This is a genomic window from Cupriavidus necator (genome assembly GCF_016127575.1).
GTDB lineage: Bacteria > Pseudomonadota > Gammaproteobacteria > Burkholderiales > Burkholderiaceae > Cupriavidus > Cupriavidus necator_D.
The window spans coordinates 301,129-321,372 of the sequence record NZ_CP066018.1 but is presented as its reverse complement, the minus strand read 5'-3'; the positions used below and the strand labels follow the sequence as shown (position 1 = coordinate 321,372).

General features: G+C 68.6%; 18 protein-coding genes. 8 read left to right on the top strand and 10 right to left on the bottom strand.

Translation table 11 applies throughout. The annotated features are described in order from the left end of the window. Window positions 1-84 precede the first annotated feature (84 nt). Window positions 85-1,965, top strand: coding sequence for a gamma-glutamyltransferase (gene ggt / locus I6H87_RS01515; RefSeq protein ID WP_011614877.1), 1,881 nt, complete (start codon window positions 85-87; stop codon window positions 1,963-1,965). 69 nt (window positions 1,966-2,034) lie between these two features. On the opposite strand, the gene I6H87_RS01510 is transcribed toward ggt, so the two are convergent. From I6H87_RS01510 to I6H87_RS01495, 4 genes are all read right to left on the bottom strand, one after another. Continuing rightward, window positions 2,035-3,111: a phosphotransferase gene (locus I6H87_RS01510; protein WP_010809084.1), complete on the bottom strand. Its 1,077-nt coding sequence runs from the start codon at window positions 3,109-3,111 to the stop codon at window positions 2,035-2,037. A 60-nt stretch (window positions 3,112-3,171) separates the two neighbouring features. Beyond that, the gene (locus tag I6H87_RS01505) at window positions 3,172-3,897 is read right to left on the bottom strand and encodes a histidine phosphatase family protein (RefSeq protein WP_010809083.1); all 726 of its coding nucleotides are present in this window, start codon (window positions 3,895-3,897) and stop codon (window positions 3,172-3,174) included. Window positions 3,898-3,979: 82 nt separating this feature from the next. Further along, a complete protein-coding gene (locus I6H87_RS01500; RefSeq protein WP_010809082.1) occupies window positions 3,980-4,759 on the bottom strand; it encodes an oxepin-CoA hydrolase, alternative type in 780 nt (259 codons plus the stop codon). A gap of 33 nt (window positions 4,760-4,792) precedes the next feature. Beyond that, window positions 4,793-6,316: a 3-hydroxyacyl-CoA dehydrogenase gene (locus I6H87_RS01495; RefSeq protein WP_011614878.1), complete on the bottom strand. Its 1,524-nt coding sequence runs from the start codon at window positions 6,314-6,316 to the stop codon at window positions 4,793-4,795. A gap of 189 nt (window positions 6,317-6,505) precedes the next feature. Here I6H87_RS01495 and I6H87_RS01490 point away from each other — a divergent pair, with 189 nt between their 5' ends. Next, on the top strand, window positions 6,506-7,147 hold the full coding sequence (locus I6H87_RS01490) for a glutathione S-transferase (protein ID WP_010809080.1): 642 nt from the start codon (window positions 6,506-6,508) through the stop codon (window positions 7,145-7,147). 72 nt (window positions 7,148-7,219) lie between these two features. On the opposite strand, the gene I6H87_RS01485 is transcribed toward I6H87_RS01490, so the two are convergent. Continuing rightward, window positions 7,220-8,401, bottom strand: a complete 1,182-nt coding sequence (locus I6H87_RS01485; RefSeq protein WP_011614879.1) for a pyridoxal phosphate-dependent aminotransferase — start codon at window positions 8,399-8,401, stop codon at window positions 7,220-7,222. 83 nt (window positions 8,402-8,484) lie between these two features. Continuing rightward, window positions 8,485-9,012 carry a PIN domain-containing protein gene (locus I6H87_RS01480; RefSeq protein WP_010809078.1) on the bottom strand — a complete coding sequence of 176 codons (528 nt, stop codon included), beginning with the start codon at window positions 9,010-9,012 and terminating at the stop codon, window positions 8,485-8,487. Window positions 9,013-9,061: 49 nt separating this feature from the next. Between I6H87_RS01480 and yaaA the strand changes: the two genes are divergently transcribed. Together yaaA and I6H87_RS01470 are read left to right on the top strand one after the other, a co-directional pair. Beyond that, window positions 9,062-9,847, top strand: a complete 786-nt coding sequence (gene yaaA, locus I6H87_RS01475; RefSeq protein ID WP_010809077.1) for a peroxide stress protein YaaA — start codon at window positions 9,062-9,064, stop codon at window positions 9,845-9,847. Between the two features lie 26 nt (window positions 9,848-9,873). Further along, window positions 9,874-11,016, top strand: a complete 1,143-nt coding sequence (locus I6H87_RS01470; protein ID WP_011614882.1) for a M14 family metallopeptidase — start codon at window positions 9,874-9,876, stop codon at window positions 11,014-11,016. Between the two features lie 80 nt (window positions 11,017-11,096). Here I6H87_RS01470 and I6H87_RS01465 read toward each other — a convergent pair whose 3' ends face one another. The 3 genes from I6H87_RS01465 to I6H87_RS01455 form a co-directional block, all read right to left on the bottom strand. Then, window positions 11,097-11,885, bottom strand: coding sequence for a BspC domain-containing protein (locus I6H87_RS01465; RefSeq protein ID WP_368013924.1), 789 nt, complete (start codon window positions 11,883-11,885; stop codon window positions 11,097-11,099). 249 nt (window positions 11,886-12,134) lie between these two features. Beyond that, a complete protein-coding gene (locus tag I6H87_RS01460) occupies window positions 12,135-13,022 on the bottom strand; it encodes an N-formylglutamate amidohydrolase (protein ID WP_010809074.1) in 888 nt (295 codons plus the stop codon). Window positions 13,023-13,037: 15 nt separating this feature from the next. Next, window positions 13,038-14,024, bottom strand: a complete 987-nt coding sequence (locus I6H87_RS01455) for a tripartite tricarboxylate transporter substrate binding protein BugE (protein ID WP_010809073.1) — start codon at window positions 14,022-14,024, stop codon at window positions 13,038-13,040. 124 nt (window positions 14,025-14,148) lie between these two features. Between I6H87_RS01455 and I6H87_RS01450 the strand changes: the two genes are divergently transcribed. Continuing rightward, on the top strand, window positions 14,149-15,057 hold the full coding sequence (locus tag I6H87_RS01450) for a LysR substrate-binding domain-containing protein (RefSeq protein ID WP_010809072.1): 909 nt from the start codon (window positions 14,149-14,151) through the stop codon (window positions 15,055-15,057). A gap of 3 nt (window positions 15,058-15,060) precedes the next feature. On the opposite strand, the gene I6H87_RS01445 is transcribed toward I6H87_RS01450, so the two are convergent. After that, entirely contained in the window at window positions 15,061-15,969 is a 909-nt protein-coding gene (locus tag I6H87_RS01445) for a LysR family transcriptional regulator (protein WP_010809071.1), read from the bottom strand. Window positions 15,970-16,078: 109 nt separating this feature from the next. Between I6H87_RS01445 and mdlC the strand changes: the two genes are divergently transcribed. From mdlC to I6H87_RS01430, 3 genes are read left to right on the top strand one after another with little or no spacing between them, the layout of a single operon-like run. After that, window positions 16,079-17,680, top strand: a complete 1,602-nt coding sequence (gene mdlC, locus I6H87_RS01440; RefSeq protein ID WP_011614885.1) for a benzoylformate decarboxylase — start codon at window positions 16,079-16,081, stop codon at window positions 17,678-17,680. Between the two features lie 56 nt (window positions 17,681-17,736). Further along, window positions 17,737-19,188, top strand: a complete 1,452-nt coding sequence (locus I6H87_RS01435; protein WP_011614886.1) for an aldehyde dehydrogenase — start codon at window positions 17,737-17,739, stop codon at window positions 19,186-19,188. Window positions 19,189-19,247: 59 nt separating this feature from the next. Then, window positions 19,248-20,237: a Bug family tripartite tricarboxylate transporter substrate binding protein gene (locus tag I6H87_RS01430; RefSeq protein ID WP_011614887.1), complete on the top strand. Its 990-nt coding sequence runs from the start codon at window positions 19,248-19,250 to the stop codon at window positions 20,235-20,237. Window positions 20,238-20,244: the final 7 nt, after the last annotated feature.

Below are 20,244 nucleotides of genomic sequence, written 5' to 3'. Positions count from 1 at the left end.
TCATGTGGCGGCAGTCAGACTTTCTTGCCCCAGGATGCTCCGATCGCCACTACAATCGTTTGATCCTTCCCCAGGAGATATCGCATGGCTCACCCTGACCTCTCTTCGATGGCGTGGCGCGGCGCGCTGGCCCTTGCCCTGACTGCGCTGCTCGGTGCTTGTGGTACCCAGGGCGGAGGGACCGCCGCGCCCGCAGCACCGGCCGCGCCGTCGGCCACGACACCGCCTGCCGCGATGCCGCCGGCCCCGGAAGTTGCCTCCGGGTATCGCCCGGGCATGTCCACCGTCTACGCGCAGCGCCACATGGCTGCCGCGGCCAACCCGTTGGCGAGCGAGGCCGGGCGCGCCATCCTGCGCCAGGGCGGCTCGGCCATCGACGCCGCCATCGCGATGCAGGCCGTGCTGACGCTGGTCGAGCCGCAGGCCACCGGCATCGGCGGCGGTGCCTTCATCATGTACTGGGACGGCAAGAACGTTCAGGCCTTCGACGGCCGCGAGACCGCCCCTGCCGGCGCCACCGAAAACCTGTTCCTGCGCCCCGACGGCAAGCCCATGGAGTTCAGCGAGGCCCAGATCGGGGGACGCTCCGTCGGCACGCCCGGCGTGATGCGCGCGCTGGAAATGGCACACCAGAAGCACGGCCGCCTGCCGTGGGCCAAGCTGTTCCAGCCCGCCATCGACCTGGCCGAGAAGGGTTTCCCGATCTCGCAGCGGCTGTACACGCAGGTGGCTGCCGACAAGTTCCTGGCCAATTCGCCGGAGATGGCCGCGTACTTCCTGGATGCACAGGGCAAGCCCAAGCCGGCCGGCACGGTGCTGAAGAACCCGAAGCTGGCGCAGACCCTGCGCGATGTCGCCCGGCGCGGTGCCGGCGTGCTCTACAACGGGCCGATCGCGCGCGATATCGTCGCCAAGGTCAACGGCGGCAGCAATGCCGGCTCGCTGTCGCTGGCTGACCTGGGCAGCTACCGGGCCAAGCAGCGCGTGCCGGTCTGTACCGACTACAAGCGCTGGAAGATCTGCGGCATGCCGCCGCCGTCGTCGGGCGGCATCGCCATCGCGCAGATCCTGGGCACGCTGCAGGCGCTCGAGACCAAGAATCCCAAGTACGCGCTGGCCGCGCTCAAGCCGCAGGGCGTGAACACGCCGGCGGTGATGGAGGCCAATCCCGACGCGGTCCACGCAATCTCCGAAGCCGACCGCCTGGCCTACGCCGACCGTGGCCTGTACGTGGCCGATGCCGACTTCGTGCCGGTCAACGTGACCGGCCTGGTCAGCCCGTCCTACCTTGCCACGCGCGCGGAGCTGATCGGCGACAAGAGCATGAGCAAGGCCCAGCCGGGGGTGCCGCCGGGCACGGCGATGGCCTACGCGCCCGACCGTTCACCGCCGCGCGTCTCCACCTCGCAGATCGTTGCGGTCGATGGCCGCGGCGGGGCGATTTCAATGACCACCACGATCGAGTCGTACTTCGGCTCCCATTTGATGGTGCGCGGCTTCATGCTGAACAACCAGCTGACCGATTTCTCCTTCGTGCCGAGCGAGAACGGCAAGCCGGTGGCCAACCGCGTGCAGCCGGGCAAGCGCCCGCGCTCGTCGATGGCGCCGACGCTGGTGTTCGACCGCGAGAGCGGCCAGCTGGTCGCCACGGTCGGTTCGCCGGGCGGCTCGCAGATCATCGAGTATGTGTCCAAGACCCTGGTCGGCATGCTGGACTGGAACATGGACGTGCAGGCCGCCATCGGCATGGGCAACTTCGGCAGCCGCAACGGCCCGACCGAGGTGGAGAAGGGGCTGGTCTCGCCGGGCCTGGTGCAGGCACTGCAGCAGCGCGGCCACCAGGTGGCCGAGATCGAGATGACCAGCGGCACGCAGGCGATCATGCGCAAGCAGGGGCCTGACGGCAAGGTGGTGTGGGCCGGTGGTGCGGACCCGCGGCGGGAAGGGGTGGCGCTGGGGGATTGAGCGCCGCGCGATGCAGATGAAAAACGGGCGCCTCGGCGCCCGTCTTCTTTTGCTGCAGCAGTTGCCGCGTCAGCCCTTCGCCTTCTGTGCGTACTGCCACCCCATCTCCGCCATCGGCCGCGCGCGCTTGCCTGCGTCCAGCGCCTGCGCCGACGACGCGGTGCCGTCCACCACGCGCTTCATGATCCCCTGCAGGATGCCGGCGATGCGGAACATGCTGAAGGCCAGATAGAAGTTCCAGTCGCCCGTGATCGGGCGGCCGGTGCGCTGCTCGTACAGGCGGCGGTAGCTGGCTTCGTCGGGGATGCCCAGCGCGGCGAAGTCAACGCCGGCAATGCCGCGGAACTGGCCCGGGGCGATATGCCAGCTCATGCAGTGATAGCTGAAGTCGGCCATCGGGTGGCCCAGCGTGGACAGTTCCCAGTCCAGCACCGCCAGCACGCGCGGCTCGGTCGGGTGGAACATCAGGTTGTCGAGCCGGTAGTCGCCATGCACGATCGAGGTCAGGTCGGCGTCTTCCTGCGGGATATGCTGCGGCAGCCAGTCCATCAGCGCGTCCATCGACGGGATCGATTCGGTCTCGGACAGCTTGTACTGCTTGGTCCAGCGCTCGATCTGGCGCTGGAAGTAGTTGCCGGGCTTGCCGTAGTCGCCCAGGCCGATGGCGTTGTAGTCGACCGTGTGCAGCGCGGCGATGACGCGGTTCATCTCGTCGTAGATGGCGCTGCGCTCGGCGGTGCTCATGCCCGGCAGCGACTGGTCCCACAGCACGCGGCCGGCGACGAACTCCATGATGTAGAAGGCGCGGCCGATCACGGACTCGTCCTCGCACAGCGCGTACATGCGCGCCACCGGCACGTCGCTGCCGGCCAGCGCGGCCATCACGCGGTATTCGCGCTCGATCGCGTGCGCCGAAGGCAGCAGCTTGCTCTTGGGGCCGGGCTTGGCGCGCATCACGTAGGTCTGGCCCGGCGTGACCAGCTTGAAGGTCGGGTTGGACTGGCCGCCCTTGAACTGCTCCACGGTCAGCGGGCCGGCAAAGCCCTCCACGTGCTGGCGCATCCAGGCTTCCAGCGCGTCGGTGTCGAAGCGCTGCTGGTCCGCTACCGGGCGCGTGCCCTCGAAGTGCGATACGTTGCTGGTCATGCTGTCTCCGTTGGTTTTCTGTTCGGTATCGGTTGGGATTCGATCAAGTCCGCGGCGCGCTCAGCCCTGCGGCTGGCGTCCGCGCAAATACTGGTGCAGCAGCACTTCCATGGTGGTGTGGCGCGTGCCGCTGTGCACGGGCGTGGGCGGCGAGTAGTTGGTCATGCGCACCACCCAGTCGAGCGGGCCGTCGCCCATGTCGAGCACATTGATGCAGCCCGCGGTCTGCAGCAGCGAGCCGAAGAACACGCGCCGCCCGCAGGTGATGGCCTGCGACAGGATGGCGCGGTTGGTGCCGCCGTGCAGCACCATCAGCGCGGTGTCCCAGTCGGGATCGGCGCGCAGGCGCTCCAGCGCGGGCAGCACGCGGTCGAGGAACTGGCCGATGGTCTCGCCGTTGAGGAAGCGCTTGTCTTCCGGGACTTCGCCTTCGAAGGCGCCGACGAAGGCGTCGCGCAGGTCCTGGTCGGCAATCGCGGACAGGTCGCCGCCGCGGATCTCCTGCAGCGCGGGCCAGACTTCAGGCACGATGCCGTCCATCTCCGGCAGCTCGGCCAGCACGCGCTCCGCGGTCTCCACCGTGCGCGGCAGTCCGCTGACGATGACGCGGTCGAAGCGGATCTGTTCGGCGGCAAAGGCGCGGCCGGCGGCGGTCGCCTGCATGCGACCGGTCTCGTTCAGCGGCACCATCTCGGGCAGGGCAGGGCGCCCGGCCTCGTCGAAATATGAAACGGCACCATGCCGCATCAGGTAGATGCGGCGACGCGAGGGCGGCGGCAGTTCCATGCGTTGTCTCCTTGCATTGTGCGGCATGCCCGTCTGTCGCGGGCTGGCCGTTCGGGTAAAGCCAGGCGTCCGGCGCCCGGCTTCAGAGGTACTGCGGCTTGCGCTTTTCCAGGAAGGCGCTGATGCCTTCGCCGCCGTCGGGGTGGTGCAGCGCGGCGACGAAGCTGTCGCGCTCGGCCAGCAGGTGTTCGGCGCGCGATGCGGTGGCTGCGTGGTTGATCAGGGCCTTGATGCGGCCCACGGCGTGCGGCGACTGGCGGGCAAGGCCAGCGGCCAGGCGCAGGGCCTCGTCCAGGGCCTGGCCCGGCTCGGTGACGCGGTTGACCAGCCCGAACTGCGCCAGCCGCGCCGCGTCCACCGGTTTGCCTTCCATCATCAGCTCGCTGGCCAGCGGGCGCGGCAGCGCGCGTGCGATCTCATACGAGCCGCCGCCGTCGGGCGTGAGCCCCACGGAGACATAGGCCATCACGAACTTGGCATTGCTGGCCGCCACCACGAAATCGCACGCCAGCACCACCGAAAAGCCCGCGCCCGCGGCCGCGCCTTCCACTGCCGCGATGATCGGCTTGGGAAAGGCGTGCAGCGACTCGACCCAGCCGTTCAGCAGGGCGATGCTGGCGGCCTGCACCTCCTGCGGCTGGCTGCGGTTGCCGAGCAGCCGGTTCAGGTTGCCGCCGGCGCAGAAAATGCCGTCGGCGCCGGTGATGATGACCGCGCGCACCGAGTCATCGGCGGCGGCCTGATCCAGCGCCTGCTGCGAGGCCGCGTAGATGTCCGGGTGCAGCGCATTGCGTGCCTCGGGGTTCGAGATGGTCAGCACCAGGGTCGAATCGACGCGGTGGGAAAGCAACTGTGCGGGCATGGGCGTGGCTCGGTCGGTGGGGCGGTGGCGGGCTTACTGCTCTTCGGCCAGCAGCGACAGGCCCAGGCCGGCACGGCGCCACAGCCACGGGCTCGGGCGGTAGCGCATGTCGCCGGTCAGCGCTTCCATGTTGCGCAGCGTCTCCAGCACCAGTTGCGGGCCGACCGCATCGCCCAGCGCCAGCGGGCCCTTGGGATAACCCAGGCCCAGGTTGACGGCGAGGTCGATGTCCGACGGCGTGGCGATGCGCTGCTGCGCGATATCGCTGGCGATATTGATGATGCAGCAGAGCACGCGCTGCGCGACGAAGCCGGCCGAATCACGGATCACCGTGACCGGCACGCCGTCGCTGGCGAACAGGCCGTGCGCGGCATCGCGGGCGGCGGCGCTGGTGGCCGGCGTGGTCATCAGCGTGCGGCGCTTGGTGGCCTCGAACGGCAGCAGCGTGTCGATGGCAACCGTGCGGGCCGGGTCCAGGCCCTGTTGCAGCGCGCTGGTGGTGGCGTCCAGGCCCAGCGGGGTGACGATGATCAGCGCGTCGGCCGACGGCTTGTTGCCGCCTTCCGGGGTCACGCCCAGCGCGCCCAGCAGCTTGGTCACCATGGCGTGGCCGCGCTCGCTGGCGTGGCTGACCCACACGCTCGACGGACGTGCGCCCGGCACCGCGGCGGCTGCCGGCACCTGCTTCTGGCCATCGGCATACGAATAGAAACCAGCACCCGCCTTGCGGCCGATCAGCCCGCCGACCGCGCGGATCGCGGTGATCGGCGAGGGGCGGTAGCGCGGTTCCTGGTAGAACTGGTTGTAGATCGATTCCATCACCGGGTGCGACACGTCCAGCCCGGTCAGGTCCATCAGCTCGAACGGGCCCATGCGGAAGCCGGCCTGCTCGCGCATGATGTTGTCGATGTCGGCAAATCCGGCCACGCCTTCCTGCGCGACCTTCAGGCCTTCGATATTCATGCCGCGGCCGGCATGGTTGACGATAAAGCCTGGCATGTCCTTGCAGCGCACCGGCGTATGGCCCATGCGGCGCGACAGCGCCATCAGCGCGTCGCCCACCGCGGGGTTGCCCGACAGGCCGTCGATGACCTCGACCACCTTCATCAGCGGCACCGGGTTGAAGAAGTGGTAGCCGGCGATGCGGCCCGGGTGCCTTGAACCCACGGCGATCGCGGTGATCGACAGCGACGACGTGTTGGAGGCAATGACGGCGTCTTCACGCAGGACCGCTTCGAGCTTGGCGATCAGGTCGCGCTTGACCTCCAGCTTCTCGACGATGGCTTCCAGCACCATGTCGCAGCCGGCCAGGTCTTCCAGCGTGCCGCAGGGCTTGACGCGGGCCAGCGTGGCCTCTGCGTCGGCGGCGCTGATCTTGCCCTTGTCGGCGAGCTTGGCCAGCGTGTCCTGCAGGTACTGGCGCGCGGCGGCCACGGCTTGCGGGTTGGCGTCGTACAGGTTGACGGTCAGGCCCGCCTGCGCGGCGATCTGCGCGATGCCCCGGCCCATGGCGCCGGTGCCGACGATACCCAGCGTATCGATGGTGAAAGTGCTCATCAGTTGCCCCAAAAGTTGTGGTTAAATTAGCACGATCGTACGTTTTTTGCACCTTCCGCAACAGTCCGGCGGGGCAGGCGGCGTGCGCTGATCGGCCAGCCGGTACACTGCAGACCCCGGATGGTCCACAATCACCCGACATCCGCACCGTGCGATGCGGGGATCATTCCAATAACGGAGAGAGACGACATGCTGAAGCTCTGCGGTTTTGCCGCCAGCAACTACTACAACAAAGTGAAGCTGGCGCTGCTGGAAAAGAACGTGCCGTTCGAAGAGGTGCTGGCCTGGATCGGCCAGACCGACCTGGCGGCCACGCCCGCGGGCAAGGTGCCCTACATCATCACCGAATCCGGCCCGCTGTGCGAGTCCGAAGCCATCGTCGACTACGTCGAGGCGGCCTATCCGCAGACGCCGCTGCTGCCGCTCGACCCGTACCAGGCCGCCAAGGTGCGCGAGATCGTCGTCTTCATGGAACTGTACCTGGAGCTGACCGCGCGCGAGCTGTACCCCGAGGCATTCTTCGGCGGCAAGGTCAGCGATGGCGTCAAGGACCGCCAGCACAAGCTGCTGACGCGCTATGTCCCCGCCTTCGCCAAGCTGGCGAAGTTCTCGCCGTATATCGCCGGCGACACCTTCACGCTGGCCGACTGCGCCGCCGCGGCGCACCTGCCGCTGGTGTCGTCGTGCACCAAGATCATCTACGGCACCGACCTGCTGGCCGACCTGCCGGTCAAGGACTACCTGAAGACGCTGTCGGCGCGTGAATCGGTGCAGAAGGTCAATGCCGACCGCAAGGCCAATCTTGAGCTGATGGCGAGCCGCAGCAAGTAGTAAGCGAAGCGGCGTGAACTGCCGCATGTGTGAAAAACGCCCGCGAATTCATCGCGGGCGTTTTTGTTTTCATCACAGCCTGGCCAGCCGCTCCAGCGCCAGCGCCAGCGTCTCTTCCTTCTTGGCAAAGCAGAAACGCACCACGCCCGATTCACGCGGCTGCGTGTAGAAGGCCGAGACCGGGATCGCGGCCACGCCGATCTCGCGCGTCAGCCACATGGCGAAGTCGGCCTCGCTCAGGTCGGAAATGGCCGAGTAGTCGACGCACTGGAAGTAGGTGCCGTCCGACGGCAGCAGCTTGAAGCGGCTGTTGGCCAGCCCGGCGCGGAAGAAGTCGCGCTTGGCCTGGTAGAACGCCGACAGCTGCAGGTAGGGCGCGGGATCGGCCATGTAGTCGGCCAGGCCATGCTGCACCGGCGTGTTCACGGTGAACACGTTGAACTGGTGCACCTTGCGGAACTCGGCCATCAGCGCGGCCGGCGCGGCCACGTAGCCGACTTTCCAGCCGGTCACGTGATAGGTCTTGCCGAAGCTGGAGATCACGAAGCTGCGGCGCGCAAGCTCAGGATGGCGCGAGACCGAGGCGTGCTGCTGGCCGTCGTAGACCATGTGCTCGTAGACTTCGTCCGAGAGCAGCAGGATGTCGGTGCCGGCCAGGATCTGCGCCAGCTGGTCCATGTCGGCCGCGCGCAGGATCGTGCCGGTGGGGTTGTGCGGCGTGTTGATCAGGATCATGCGCGTGCGCGGCGTGATCGCGGCGGCCAGCTTGTCGAAGGGCACGCGGAATTCCGGCGCTTCCAGCGTGACCGGCACGGCGGTGGCGCCGGCCAGCTCGATCGCGGGCAGGTAGCTGTCGTAGCACGGCTCCAGCACGATCACCTCGTCGCCCGGATGCACCGCGCACAGGATCGCGGTCAGGATGCCCTGGGTGGCCCCGGCGGTGACGGTGATCTCGGTGTCCCAGCTGTACTGGTGGCCATAGAGGCTGGCGATCTTGGCGGCGATGGCCTGGCGCAGGCGCGGCACGCCCGCCATCGGCGGGTACTGGTTATGGCCGGCGCGCATGGCGGCGGTCACGGCATCGACGATCCTGGGGTCGCAGTCGAAGTCCGGGAAGCCCTGGCCCAGGTTGACGGCGTTCTTCTCGGTGGCCAGCGCGGACATCACGGTGAAGATGGTGGTGCCGACTGCGGGCAGGCGCGAGGGCGGCGGGGTCAGCGGCGTCAACTGGGTGTGGGTGGTGTCTGCGGACATGATGCGAACGTGTCGATGCGGTGGGGACGGGATGCGATCAGGCGTGCGGCGCCACCACGTAGGCGGCGCCGGGAGCCGACATTCTAAAGCGGATCGGCGGCGCTGGCGGCGCCAAGCGTGGCCAGCCAGGCGCCGAAGGCCGGCGGCGTCATCACTTCCACGCCGCTGCTGCGGCGCAGGCGGGTGCGCAGCTTGAGCACGGCCTTGTCCTTCGATACCAGGCAGGCGGCGCCGGCAAAGTGCGCCAGCTCAACGAACTTCTGGTCGTCGGTGTCCTTGCAGCGGGGCAGGCGGATGGCGTCGTAGTCGGCCTGCGGCGGCGCGGCTTCCAGGCTGGCGAGGCGGTCGACGGTGGCCAGCGCGGCATCGATATCGATGTCAAAGCGGGCAAATTGCGGATAGGCCAGCACCCGCCGCAGTTCCTCGCGGCAGTCGGCGCGGATCACCGGGGCGATGGTGCCGGCCTCAAGCGCGGTGCGGATCGGCTCCACATGCGGGTCGCGGAAGACCAGCAGGTCCACCCAGATGTTGGAGTCCAGCACCACGCGCGGCGCTGATGTGACGCCGGCGGGGCTGGCGAAGAGGGTGGTTGCGGTGGTGTCGAGGCGCATTCGCTACAATCTTGGCTTGTTTGTCCTTGGCTACTGCCGCGATTTTGCCATGCTCATCGTTTTGTCTCCCGCCAAGTCGCTGGACTACGAGACTCCCCCGCGCCTCAAGACCCATACGCTGCCGCGCTTTATCGACCGTTCCGCCACGCTGATCGAGCGCCTGCGCAAGCTGGCGCCGCAGGATGTGGGCGCGCTGATGGACATCTCCGACAAGCTCGCGGTGCTCAATGTGACGCGCTACGGCGACTGGTCGCCGGAGTTCACCGCGGCCAACAGCAAGCAGGCGGTGCTGGCCTTCAATGGCGACGTCTACGACGGCCTCGACGCGAAAACGCTGTCGGCCGACGACCTCGGCTTTGCGCAGAAGCACCTGCGCATCCTGTCCGGCCTGTACGGCGTGCTGCGCCCGCTGGACTGGATGCAGCCCTACCGGCTGGAGATGGGCACGCGCCTCGACAACGTTGCCGGCAAGGACCTGTACGCGTTCTGGGGCGACGATGTCACGCAGATGATCAACGCCGACATGGCCGCGCTTAGGCAGGAAGGCGCGCCGGTGCTGGTCAACCTGGCCTCGGAAGAATATTTCAAGGTGGTGCGGCCCAAGGTGCTGCAGGCCAGGATCGTCACGCCGGTGTTCGAGGACTGGAAGGGCGGCCGCTACAAGATCATTTCGTTCCACGCCAAGCGCGCGCGCGGCACCATGGCGCGCTACGCCGTGACGCAGCGCGTGACCGAGCCGGAAAAGCTCAAGCGCTTTGCCGAAGACGGCTACGCCTTCGACGCCGCGGCCTCGGATACCACCCGCTGGGTGTTCCGCCGCCGCCTGGAAGACTGAAACCCATCGCCACGAGACTGCCAGCCATGCCTGCCGCCTTGCACATCTCTTCGCAATTCGACTCCGGCGCCATCGAGGTCGAGGCGCTCGACCGCGCCGACGATATCCGCCTGCGCATCCGCGCCGATTCGCACGCCGACTTCCGCCAATGGTTCCATTTCCGCCTGCAGGGCGCGGCGGGGCAGGCGTGCCGGATGCACTTCCTGAACGCCGGCGACTGCACCTACCCGGACGGATGGCGCGACTACCGCGCGGTGGCTTCGTACGACCGCGCCAACTGGTTCCGCGTGCCGACGCGCTTTGACGGCCAGGTGATGACGGTGGAATTCACGCCCGAGCACGACAGCATCTGGTTTGCGTATTTCGAGCCGTATCCGGATGAGCGCCACCTGTCGCTGCTCGCCAGCTGCCAGCGCTCGCCGCTGGCGCGGCTGTCGCACCTGGGCAGCACCGTGGACGGGCGCGACATGACCCGCGTCACGCTGGGCCAGCCCGGCCCCGGCAAGAAGACCATCTGGATGATCGCGCGCCAGCACCCGGGCGAGAGCATGGCCGAATGGTTTGTCGAAGGCGTGCTGCAGCGCCTGACCGGCACCGGCATGTGGGCGGGCGACCCGGTCGCGCGCAAGCTGCTGGAGCGCGCGGTGTTCCATATCGTGCCGAACATGAACCCGGACGGCTCGGCGCGCGGCAACCTGCGCACCAACGCCGCCGGCGCCAACCTGAACCGCGAGTGGATGGCGCCGAGCCCGGATACCAGCCCCGAGGTCTACCACGTGCGCCGCGCCATCGAGGCCAGCGGCTGCGACATGTTCTTCGACATCCATGGCGACGAGGGACTGCCGTACAACTTCGTCGCCGGCAGCGAGATGCTGCCGGGCTTTACCGAGGCGCGCCGGCGCGAGCAGCAGCGCTTTATCGAGGCCTTCAAGCGGGTCTCGCCGGATTTCCAGGATGTGCACGGCTACGCGGCCAGCAAGTACAACGCGGATGCGCTCAAGCTGGCGTCCAAGTACATCGGGCATACCTTCGGCTGCCTGGCGCTGACGCTGGAGATGCCGTTCAAGGACAATGCCGACCTGCCGGATCCGGCGGTCGGCTGGAACGGGGCGCGCAGTGCGCTGCTGGGGATGGCGATGCTGCAGGCGATCCTGGACTACCTGGGCTGAGCCAACGCAAACGGCCCAACCGGACGAAACCGGGTGGGCCGGAACGGCGTTGGCGCGGACGCGGTGCGCCCGCTTTGCGCCTATTGCTTCTTCCTGGCCTTGCTGGTCGTCTTGGCCGAGCCGGAGGTGGACTTGGCGCTCGTTGACTTCGACGACCTGGACGCCGTCGCCTTGCTTGACTTCGATACCGTGCTCTTGCCCTTGGCCCCCTTGCGGCTCTTGCTTGCCGAAGCTTGCGTAGCAGCAGGCACGGCCGGCGCGGCAGCCGGTTCGCTGATGGTGGCGCCGCCGCTGTCCAGCAGCTCATACGCCAGCATCATCCCGTCGTCATAACCGCAGCGCACCTTCACCGGCTGCCAGTCGTCGCTGCCGCGGCGCTTGTGCGCGGTGGCGGCGAAGGTGACCACCGAGCTGACCGGTACGGCCTGCTTGCCGGGCGAGAAGCGTCCGCTCCATGGCTCGGTCGTGGCCTGTCCCGCGGCGAGCGCGCCGGTGGGGATCTTCAATGCATCGTAGCTGGCCGAGCGCGGCACCACCCAGCTGGCGTGGGCGGCGCAGTCCGCCACGTCGCTGGTGGCGTTCTCGGTCTTCATCAGTTGTTCGCGCATGCGGGTCCGGTACTCGGACAGGCTGACGCGGCCGCGGTCGGGCAGGGTGACGGTCTTGGTGGGTGGCGTGGGAGTGGCGGGTGCCGGGGCGGCGGCGGCAGGTCGGGCGGGCGCGGCGGCGGGTGCCGGGGCAGGTGCAGGGCCGGCGCTGGCATCTTCGGCCGGCATATTGGCGCAGCCTGCCAGCGCGATCGCACCGGCCACTGCGGCAGCCACCATGCGGAGCTGGCTGCCGAGCAGTTCGGAGATTCGTCGGATCACGGTGTGAGCGGTGTGTGCGTTCTTCGGTTTGCCCGCGGCGCCGTAGGGCCGGCAGGCAAGATGGGTTCGCAAAGGAATGCCATGATAGAGGAAACCTATCTGACAAAGTTCCTAAATCTTGTTACCCATTCTTCTAACGCATGATGTCGTGCAACAAGTGACTTGTGCTCTAGCAGGAATCCCCTGTTTCGCACAACTGCGGTGAACCCGCAGCTTATGCGGGGCTGCGTGGCGCAGCCCCGGCCCGGGTCAGGCCACGCGCGACGGCATCGAGCGCGTAAAGCGCAGCAGTTCGTCGAGCAGCAGGTTCAGGTCATGGCGCAGCCTGGCAAAGCCCGCGGTATGCGTCAGGCCCACCTCGTCCATGTAGAGCTTGCGGTTGACCTCCAGCTGCAGGCTGTGGCAGCCGGCCTGGGGCTGGCCCACCACGCGCACGATCTCCACGCCCTTGTACGGGTGATTGCGCCAGACGTCGTAGCCCATCTCCTTGAGCACGCCCTCGACCCGGTCGGTGAAGCGCTTGTCGCAGGTGGTGCCGTCGCGGTCGCCGACCACGAAATCCGGATGCTCCAGCCCCGGGAACTCGGTGGCGAATGGCGCGGCGTGGCTCGGCATCGAATGGCAGTTGATATGCCAGGCGCTGCCGTGGCTGGCCACGGCGCGGTCGGCCAGCTTCTGCAGCTGCGCGTAATAGGGCAGGTAGCAGCGGTTGATGCGCGCCTGCACTTCTTCCACGCTCAGCTTGCGGTCGTAGATGGCCTCGCCGGTGTCCAGCACGCGCCAGACCAGGCCCTTGCCCAGCCGGGTCTTGGCGGTCTCCTGCCGGGCGCCGGGCCAGGGTGCGTCGAGCAGGGCTTCGTCGATTTCTTCCAGCGCGCGGTTGGCGTCCAGGTAGCTGCGCGGGAAGCCCGCGCACAGCAGCGCGATGCCGCGCGCCGGGGCGCCGGCGTAGAGCTCGTCGACAAAGGTGTCTTCGGCCTGGCGCAGCAGCGGCAGCGGCAGGGCGGGGTCGGGGCGGAAGTCCGTCGGGTAGGTCGTCGCGCTGTGCGGCGAGTCCAGGAACAGCGCCGCGGGCTCGCCCTCGGGCTGGTACAGGTAGAACGGACTGTCCGCGGTGGTTCGGTCGGTGTCGGTCATGGTGTTGCCGTAAAGTCAGTCGAGCGAGATCCTGGCGGCGGCGGCCACGCGCTTGTTCTTGGCCACTTCGCTCTTGATCTGGGCGGCAAAGTGCGCCGGCGTATCGCCTACCGGGGTCGCGCCCAGCTTCTCGAGCTTGGCCTTCACTTCCGGCAGTGCCAGCACCTTGACCGCGGCGGTGTGGAGCCTGGTCTGGATATCCGCCGGCAGGTTGGCCGGCGCGATCAGGCCGAACCAGGCGGCGTCGTTGACCTCGCCCAGGCCCAGCTCGGCGAAGGTCGGCACGTTGGGCAGCGCGGCCACGCGCTTGGGCGCTGCCACGGCGAGCGCACGCAGCTTGCCGCCTTCAATGAATGGCAGCGACGACGGCAGGTTGTCGAACAGCACCTGCACCTGGCCGGCCAGCGCGTCGTTCAGCGCCGGGCCCACGCCCTTGTAGGGCACGTGCAGCAGTTCGGTCTTGCTGCTCATCTTGAACAGTTCCCCCATCATGTGCGAGACGCTGCCGTTGCCCGCCGAGCCATAGGCCAGCTTGTTGGGCTGCGACTGCGCCAGCGCGATGAAGGACTTCATGTCGGTGGCCTTGACCGCCGGGTTGATGCTCATCACGTTGGGCACCGAGGCCAGGTTGGTGATGGTTGTGAAGTCCTTGGTTGCATCGTAGGACAGGCGCGGGTAGACCGCCGGATTGATGCCATGGGTCGAGGCCGTGGCAATGCCCAGCGTGTAGCCGTCCGGCGCCGCCTTGGACAGGAAAGCGGTGCCGATGCTGCCACCGGCGCCGCCGCGGTTGTCAACCACCACGGCCTGGCCCAGTTGCTGGCCGAGCTTGTCGGCGACGATGCGCGCGACGATGTCCGTGGTGCCGCCGGCGGGGAAGGGCACCACCAGCGTGATCGGCTTGGTCGGATAGCCGGCCTGGGCCATGGCGCTGAAGGAGATGCCGGCAGCGGCGGCGGCCGAAGCGGTGGCCAGGAGGCGGAGAAGATGGCGACGTTGCATGGGGGGATCCAGGGCGAGGGGAGGAATAAAGTGGATTTCACGATTCTGCGCGCCCGAGCAAGCGTGCCGCAAACGAAATAAAATCCTTAGCTCATTCCATTTGGTCGTGAATTAGAGGTGATTTATGCGACGCTTATGTCCGTCGCTGACCGAGTTGCAGGCCTTTGAGGCCGCGGCACGCCATAACAGTTTTACCGTAGCCGCGCGTGAACTGCATGTCACGCAAGGCGCGGTCAGCAAGCAGGTGCGCAGCCTGGAGGCTTACCTGGGCGTGGAGCTGTTCCAGCGCGTGCGCCAGCGCCTGATGCTGACCACCGCGGGCGAGCGCTACCTGGAGCGCATCGGCCCCAGCCTGAACGAGCTGGAGGCCGCCACCGTCGAGCTGATGGCGCGGCAGGGGCGGGGCGGCGTGCTGCATATCGCCAGCATGCCGACGCTGGGCGCCAAGTGGCTGATCCCGCGCCTGCCGCAGTTTTTCGCGCGCCATCCGGAAGTGAAGCTCGAATTCGTGCCGCACGCGCAGGGCTACGATTTTTCCGAGCCGGACCTGGACGCCGCGATCCGCTTCGGCGACGGCGTCTGGCCCGGCAGCCTGGCCGACTACATGACCGGGCGCGAGGTGCTGCCGGTGTGCCGTCCGGGCCTGCTGGCGTCCGAGCCCGGCGGCGTTGCGCCCACGCCCGCTGCCTTGCTGCGCTATCCGCTGCTGCACCACACCACCGTGCCCGAAGCCTGGCCCGACTGGTTCGCCACGCTGGGGGTGCCAACCCGCGAGGCCTGGAGCGGCGCGCGCTTCGACCAGTTCTCGCTGCTCACGCAGGCCGCGCTTTCGGGTCTGGGCATCGCGCTGATCCCGCGCTGCCTGATCGAGGAAGAGCTGGCCACCGGGGCGCTGGTGGTGGCGCATCCGGCCCAGGTGCTGGCCAAGAAGGGCTATTACCTGTGCTATCCGGAGCAGAAGCAGCACCTGCCGGCGCTGCGCACGTTCCGCGCATGGGTGATGGAAGGGGCCGACCTGGCGCGGCCCACCTGACGTTCAGCCCACGTCCGATGTCAACCGGCGCAACTGCTCCAGCAGCTTCGCCGCCGGCGCCGGCAGGATGCCCTGGCGGCGCCGGTACACCGCCAGCCGGCGCGGCGCCTGGGCGCCTTCAATGGGCAGCGGCAGGATCATGCCGGCCTTTTGCTCGGCCTCGTACATCGGCGCAGCCATCCAGCTGAGGAAGCCCGCGCGTGCCACCAGCGCCTTGAGCGCAATGATCGAGCGGGTTTCGGCGACGATGTCCGGCGGCGGCAGCCCGGCGCGCGCAAACAGCCGCTGCAGTTCGTCGAAGGGCGCCGTGCCGCGCGGCGGCATGACCCAGCGGCAAGCGGCGGTATCCGCCAGCCGCAGCGCCGTCCTGCCCGTCAGCGGATGTCCGGCGGCGGCGACCACGAAGCTGCTGTCGCTCCAGCCAACATCCGCCACGGCGCAGATTTCCTCGTTCTCCGGCAGGGCGATGCCGATGGCCAGGTCGATCTCGCGGCGCAGCAGCGCATCGGCCAGGAAATCTCCCACCCCTTCGACAATGCGCACGCGCAGCCCAGGCCAGCGTGCCAGCACCGCCTCGATCGCCTCCGGCAGCACCACGCTGGCGACGCTGGCGACGGTGCCCACGCGGATGGTGCCGGCGGCCAGCCCGCGCAGCGCGCGCACGGCCTCGGTGGCGTGCTCGGCCTCGTGGCGCAAGAGGTTGGCGTGCGGCAGCAGGGCCTCGCCGTAGGCCGTCAGCACCATGCCGGTGGCATAGCGTTCGAACAGTGGCGCGTCCAGCTGGGCTTCCAGCCGCTGGATGGTGCGGCTCAGTGCCGGCTGGGTGAGGTTCAGCTGTGCGGCGGCGCGGCCCAGGCTGCCGTGTTCGCACACCGCAAGGAAGGCAAGGAGCTGGCGCAGATCGAGGGTCATGCCGAATCGTAATGACTTTGCCCCAAAACGGCAATTTCTGGGCAAGGCCTGATTGTCCATACTGGTCCGCAAGCTTTGTCACTGATTCCGCACTGGAGCCTCCACGACCATGGCCATTTCCGCCACGCCTGCCGCCGCCACTCCCACGACCGTGCGCACCGCTGTGCTGGACCTGCTGCGCGCGTTCGGCATGACCACCATCTTCGGCAATCCCGGCTCGACCGAGCTGCCGCTGTTCCTCGATTTTCCCGACGACTTCCGCTACATCCTCGGCCTGCAGGAGTCCGTGGTGGTGGGCATGGCCGATGGCTATGCCCAGGCCACCCGCAATGCGGCCTTCGTCAACCTGCACTCGGCGGCCGGTGTCGGCCATGCCATGGGCAGCATCTTCACCGCCCACAAGAACCGCACCCCGATGGTGATCACTGCCGGGCAGCAGGCGCGCTCGATCCTGCCGTTCGAACCCTTCCTGTTCTCGGCCCAGGCCACCGAGCTGCCCAAGCCCTACGTGAAGTGGAGTTGCGAGCCGGCGCGGGCCGAAGATGTGCCGCTGGCGATTGCGCGCGGCTACTACATCGCCATGCAGCCGCCGCGCGGGCCGGTGCTGATCTCGATTCCCGCCGATGACTGGGCCCGGCCGTGCGAGCCGGTGCTGCCGCGCACGGTCAGCACTGAAAGCCGCGTGCAGCCGGCACTGCTGGCGCAGATCGGCGACGCTCTCGATGCCAGCCGCCGGCCGGCGTTCGTGGTGGGCGCGGCCGTGGACCGCGATGGCGCCTGGGACGATGTGGTGCGGCTGGCGGAACGGCACCAGGCGGCGGTGTGGGTGGCGCCGATGTCGGGGCGCTGCGGCTTTCCGGAAGACCATCCGCTGTTTGCCGGCTTCCTGCCGGCGATGCGCGAGAAGATCGTCGGGCTGCTCACGGGCCACGACCTTGTGTTCGCGCTGGGGGCGGCAGCCTTCACCTATCACGTCGAGGGGGGTGGCCCCCATGCGCCGCCCGGGGCGCAGGTGGTGCAGCTGATCGACGATCCGAATATCGCCGCATGGGCGCCGGTGGGCACTGCCGCAGTCGGCAGCATCCGTCAGGGCGTGGCCGACCTGCTGGCGCGCCCGGCGCCGCCGCGGCGCGAAGCCCCGCGCCCGCGCGTGCCGGCACCGCGCGCCGAGCCCGGCATGCCGATGAGCGTCGCCTATGTCCTGCAGACGCTGGCGGAGCTGCGCGACCCTGATTCCATCGTGGTCGAGGAAGCGCCCAGCGCGCGCCCGGTGATGCATCGCCACCTGCCCATCCTGCGCAGCGAGACCTTCTATACGATGTGCAGCGGCGGGCTTGGCTACGGCCTGCCCGCGGCAGTGGGCGTCGCGCTGGGCAAGCCGGGGCGCAAGGTGATCGGCCTGGTCGGCGACGGCTCCAGCATGTATTCGATCCAGGCGCTGTGGAGCGCCGCGCAACTGGGCCTGCCGATCACGTTCATTGTGCTCAACAACCGGCGCTACGCCGCCCTGCAGGAGTTTGCGCCGACCTTCGGCTTTGGCAGCGAAGATCCGCTGGTCGGCACGGCCTTGCCCGATCTGGATTTCGTGTCGATTGCGCTCGGGCATGGTTGCGAGGCGGCGCGAGTGGCTCATCCTGCCGCATTGCGCGAAGCGCTGGCGACAGCCCTGCGGATGCGTGTGCCGACCGTGGTGGAGATCGAGGTAGCCTGAGCCGCGGCGCCAGACGACAGACGACAGACGAAGTACCCCTTCCAGGAGACTCCAGGATGCAAAGCATCACCATGCTGATCAACGGCGAGCGCACGCAGGCCGCCAACGGTGCCACCTTCGAGCGCCGCAACCCGCTTGACCACAGCGTGGCCACGCGGGCGCCGGCAGCCACCGCCGCCGATGCGCTGGCCGCTGCCGACGCTGCCGCGCGCGCCTTCCCGGCCTGGCGCGACACCGGGCCGGGCGAACGGCGCGCCTTGCTCATGCGCGCGGCGCAGGCACTTGAAGGCAAGGCCGGGGCGCTCACCGCCGCGATGGCGGCAGAGACCGGTGCGTCGGCGATGTGGGCCGGCTTCAATGTGCAACTTGCCGTCGGCATGCTGCAGGAGGCCGCTGCGCTGACCACGCAGATCAACGGCGAGGTGATTCCCTCCGACGTGCCGGGCAGCCTGGCCATGGCGGTGCGGCAGGGCGCGGGCGTGGTGCTGGGCATCGCGCCGTGGAACGCACCGGTGATCCTGGGCGTGCGCGCCGTGGCCACGGCGCTGGCGTGCGGCAATACGGTCATCCTGAAGGGTTCGGAGATCTGTCCGGCCACGCATGGCCTGATCGTCGATGCGCTGGCGGAGGCGGGCTTCCCGGCGGGAGTGGTCAACTTTGTCACCAACGCCCCGGCCGATGCCGCCGCCGTGGTCGAGACCATCATCGCCCACCCGGCAGTGCGCCGCATCAACTTCACCGGCTCCACGCGCGTGGGGCGGCTGATCGCGCAGGCCTGCGCGCGCCACCTGAAGCCCGCGGTGCTGGAACTGGGCGGCAAGGCGCCGCTGGTGGTGCTGGACGATGCCGACCTGGACGCCGCGGTGGACGGTGCCATCTTCGGCGCCTTCGCCAACTCAGGCCAGATCTGCATGTCCACCGAGCGCATCGTGGTGGATGCCAGCATCGCGGACGCCTTCGTGGCACGCTTTGCCGCGCGCGCCGGCGCCTTGCCGCTGGCGGATCCGCGCACCGGCCCGGCGGTGCTGGGCTCGGTGGTCGACATGAGCACCGTCGAGCGCTGCAACGCCATGATCGACGACGCGCTGGCCAAGGGCGCGCGGCTGGTCTGCGGCGGCAAGGCGGCCGACACGCTGATGCGGGCCACGGTGCTGGATTACGTGACGCCGGACATGGAGATCTATCGCGAGGAATCGTTCGGGCCGGTCAAGGCCGTGGTGCGCGTGGATGGCGTGGAAGCGGCCATTGCCTGCGCCAATGATTCGGCCTATGGGCTGTCGGCGGCCGTGTTCGGCGGCGATGTGGCGCGCGCGATGCGGGTCGCCGGCCGCATCGAATCGGGCATCTGCCACGTCAACGGCCCGACCGTGCACGACGAGGCGCAGATGCCGTTCGGCGGCGTGAAGGCGAGTGGTTATGGCCGCTTCGGCGGCAAGGCCGGGATCGATGCCTTCACCGAGCTGCGCTGGATCACGGTGCAGACCACGCCACGGCAATATCCGTTCTGAGTGGCGCCGCAGAGCGCTGCGGCAGGCTGCAGCAAAACCTAAGGCAGGAGACAACCATCATGCGATTCCCCCACCGTATCGCGCGCGCCCTTTGCGCCGCACTGTGCGCGCCGGGCCTGCTGGCTGGCGTGAGCGCGCCGGCCGCCGCGCAGCCGTGGCCGGACAAGCCGATCCGGCTGGTCGTCAACTTCCCGGCCGGCGGGGCCGCGGATACGCTGGCGCGCGGCATCTCGCCCGGTCTGTCCGAGGCGCTGAAGCGTCCGGTGGTGATCGACAACCGCCCCGGCGCCAACGGCATCGTCGGCGGCGATGCCGTGGCCAAGGCGCCGGCCGATGGCTATACCTTCCTGCTGACCTCGGGCGGCGCGGTGGCGATCGATCCCTTCCTCTACAAGAAGATGCCGTACGATCCGATCAAGGATCTGACCCCGGTCGCGTCGGTGGCGCTGGTGCGGGTCTACCTGCTGGTGCATCCGTCGGTGCCGGCGAAGACGCTGGAAGCGTTCATCGCCTATGTGCGCGAGCATCCGGGCAGGCTTAGCTACGGCTCGGCCGGCAACGGCAGCACGCCGCATATCGCTGCCGAGATGTTCAAACGCGCCGGCAAGCTGGACGCCGTGCACGTGCCGTACAAGGGCGCGGCCCCGGCCCTGAGCGACCTGCTGGCAGGGCAGGTGCAGTTCATGTTCGATCCCGGCCCCGGCCTGCAGCACGTGGCCAGCGGCAAGCTCAGGCTGCTGGCGGTGGCCAGCGCCAAGCGCGCGGCGCAATACCCGGACGTGCCGACGCTGGCCGAGGCCGGCCTGCAGGACGTGGACGGCGACTCGACCTTCGGCGTCTATGCGCCCGCCGGCACGCCGCCGGCCATCGTCGAGCGCATGAACCGCGAGATCAACCGCACGCTCGCCGGCGCGCAGCTGCAGGAAAACGTCAACAAGCTGGGCGGCGCCGTGGCGCCGCTGAGCATCCAGGCGTTTGCCGAGCGGCAGAACGTGGATCGCGCGCGCTATGGCAGGTTCATCCGGCAGGCGGGCATCACCGTGGACTGACCCATGA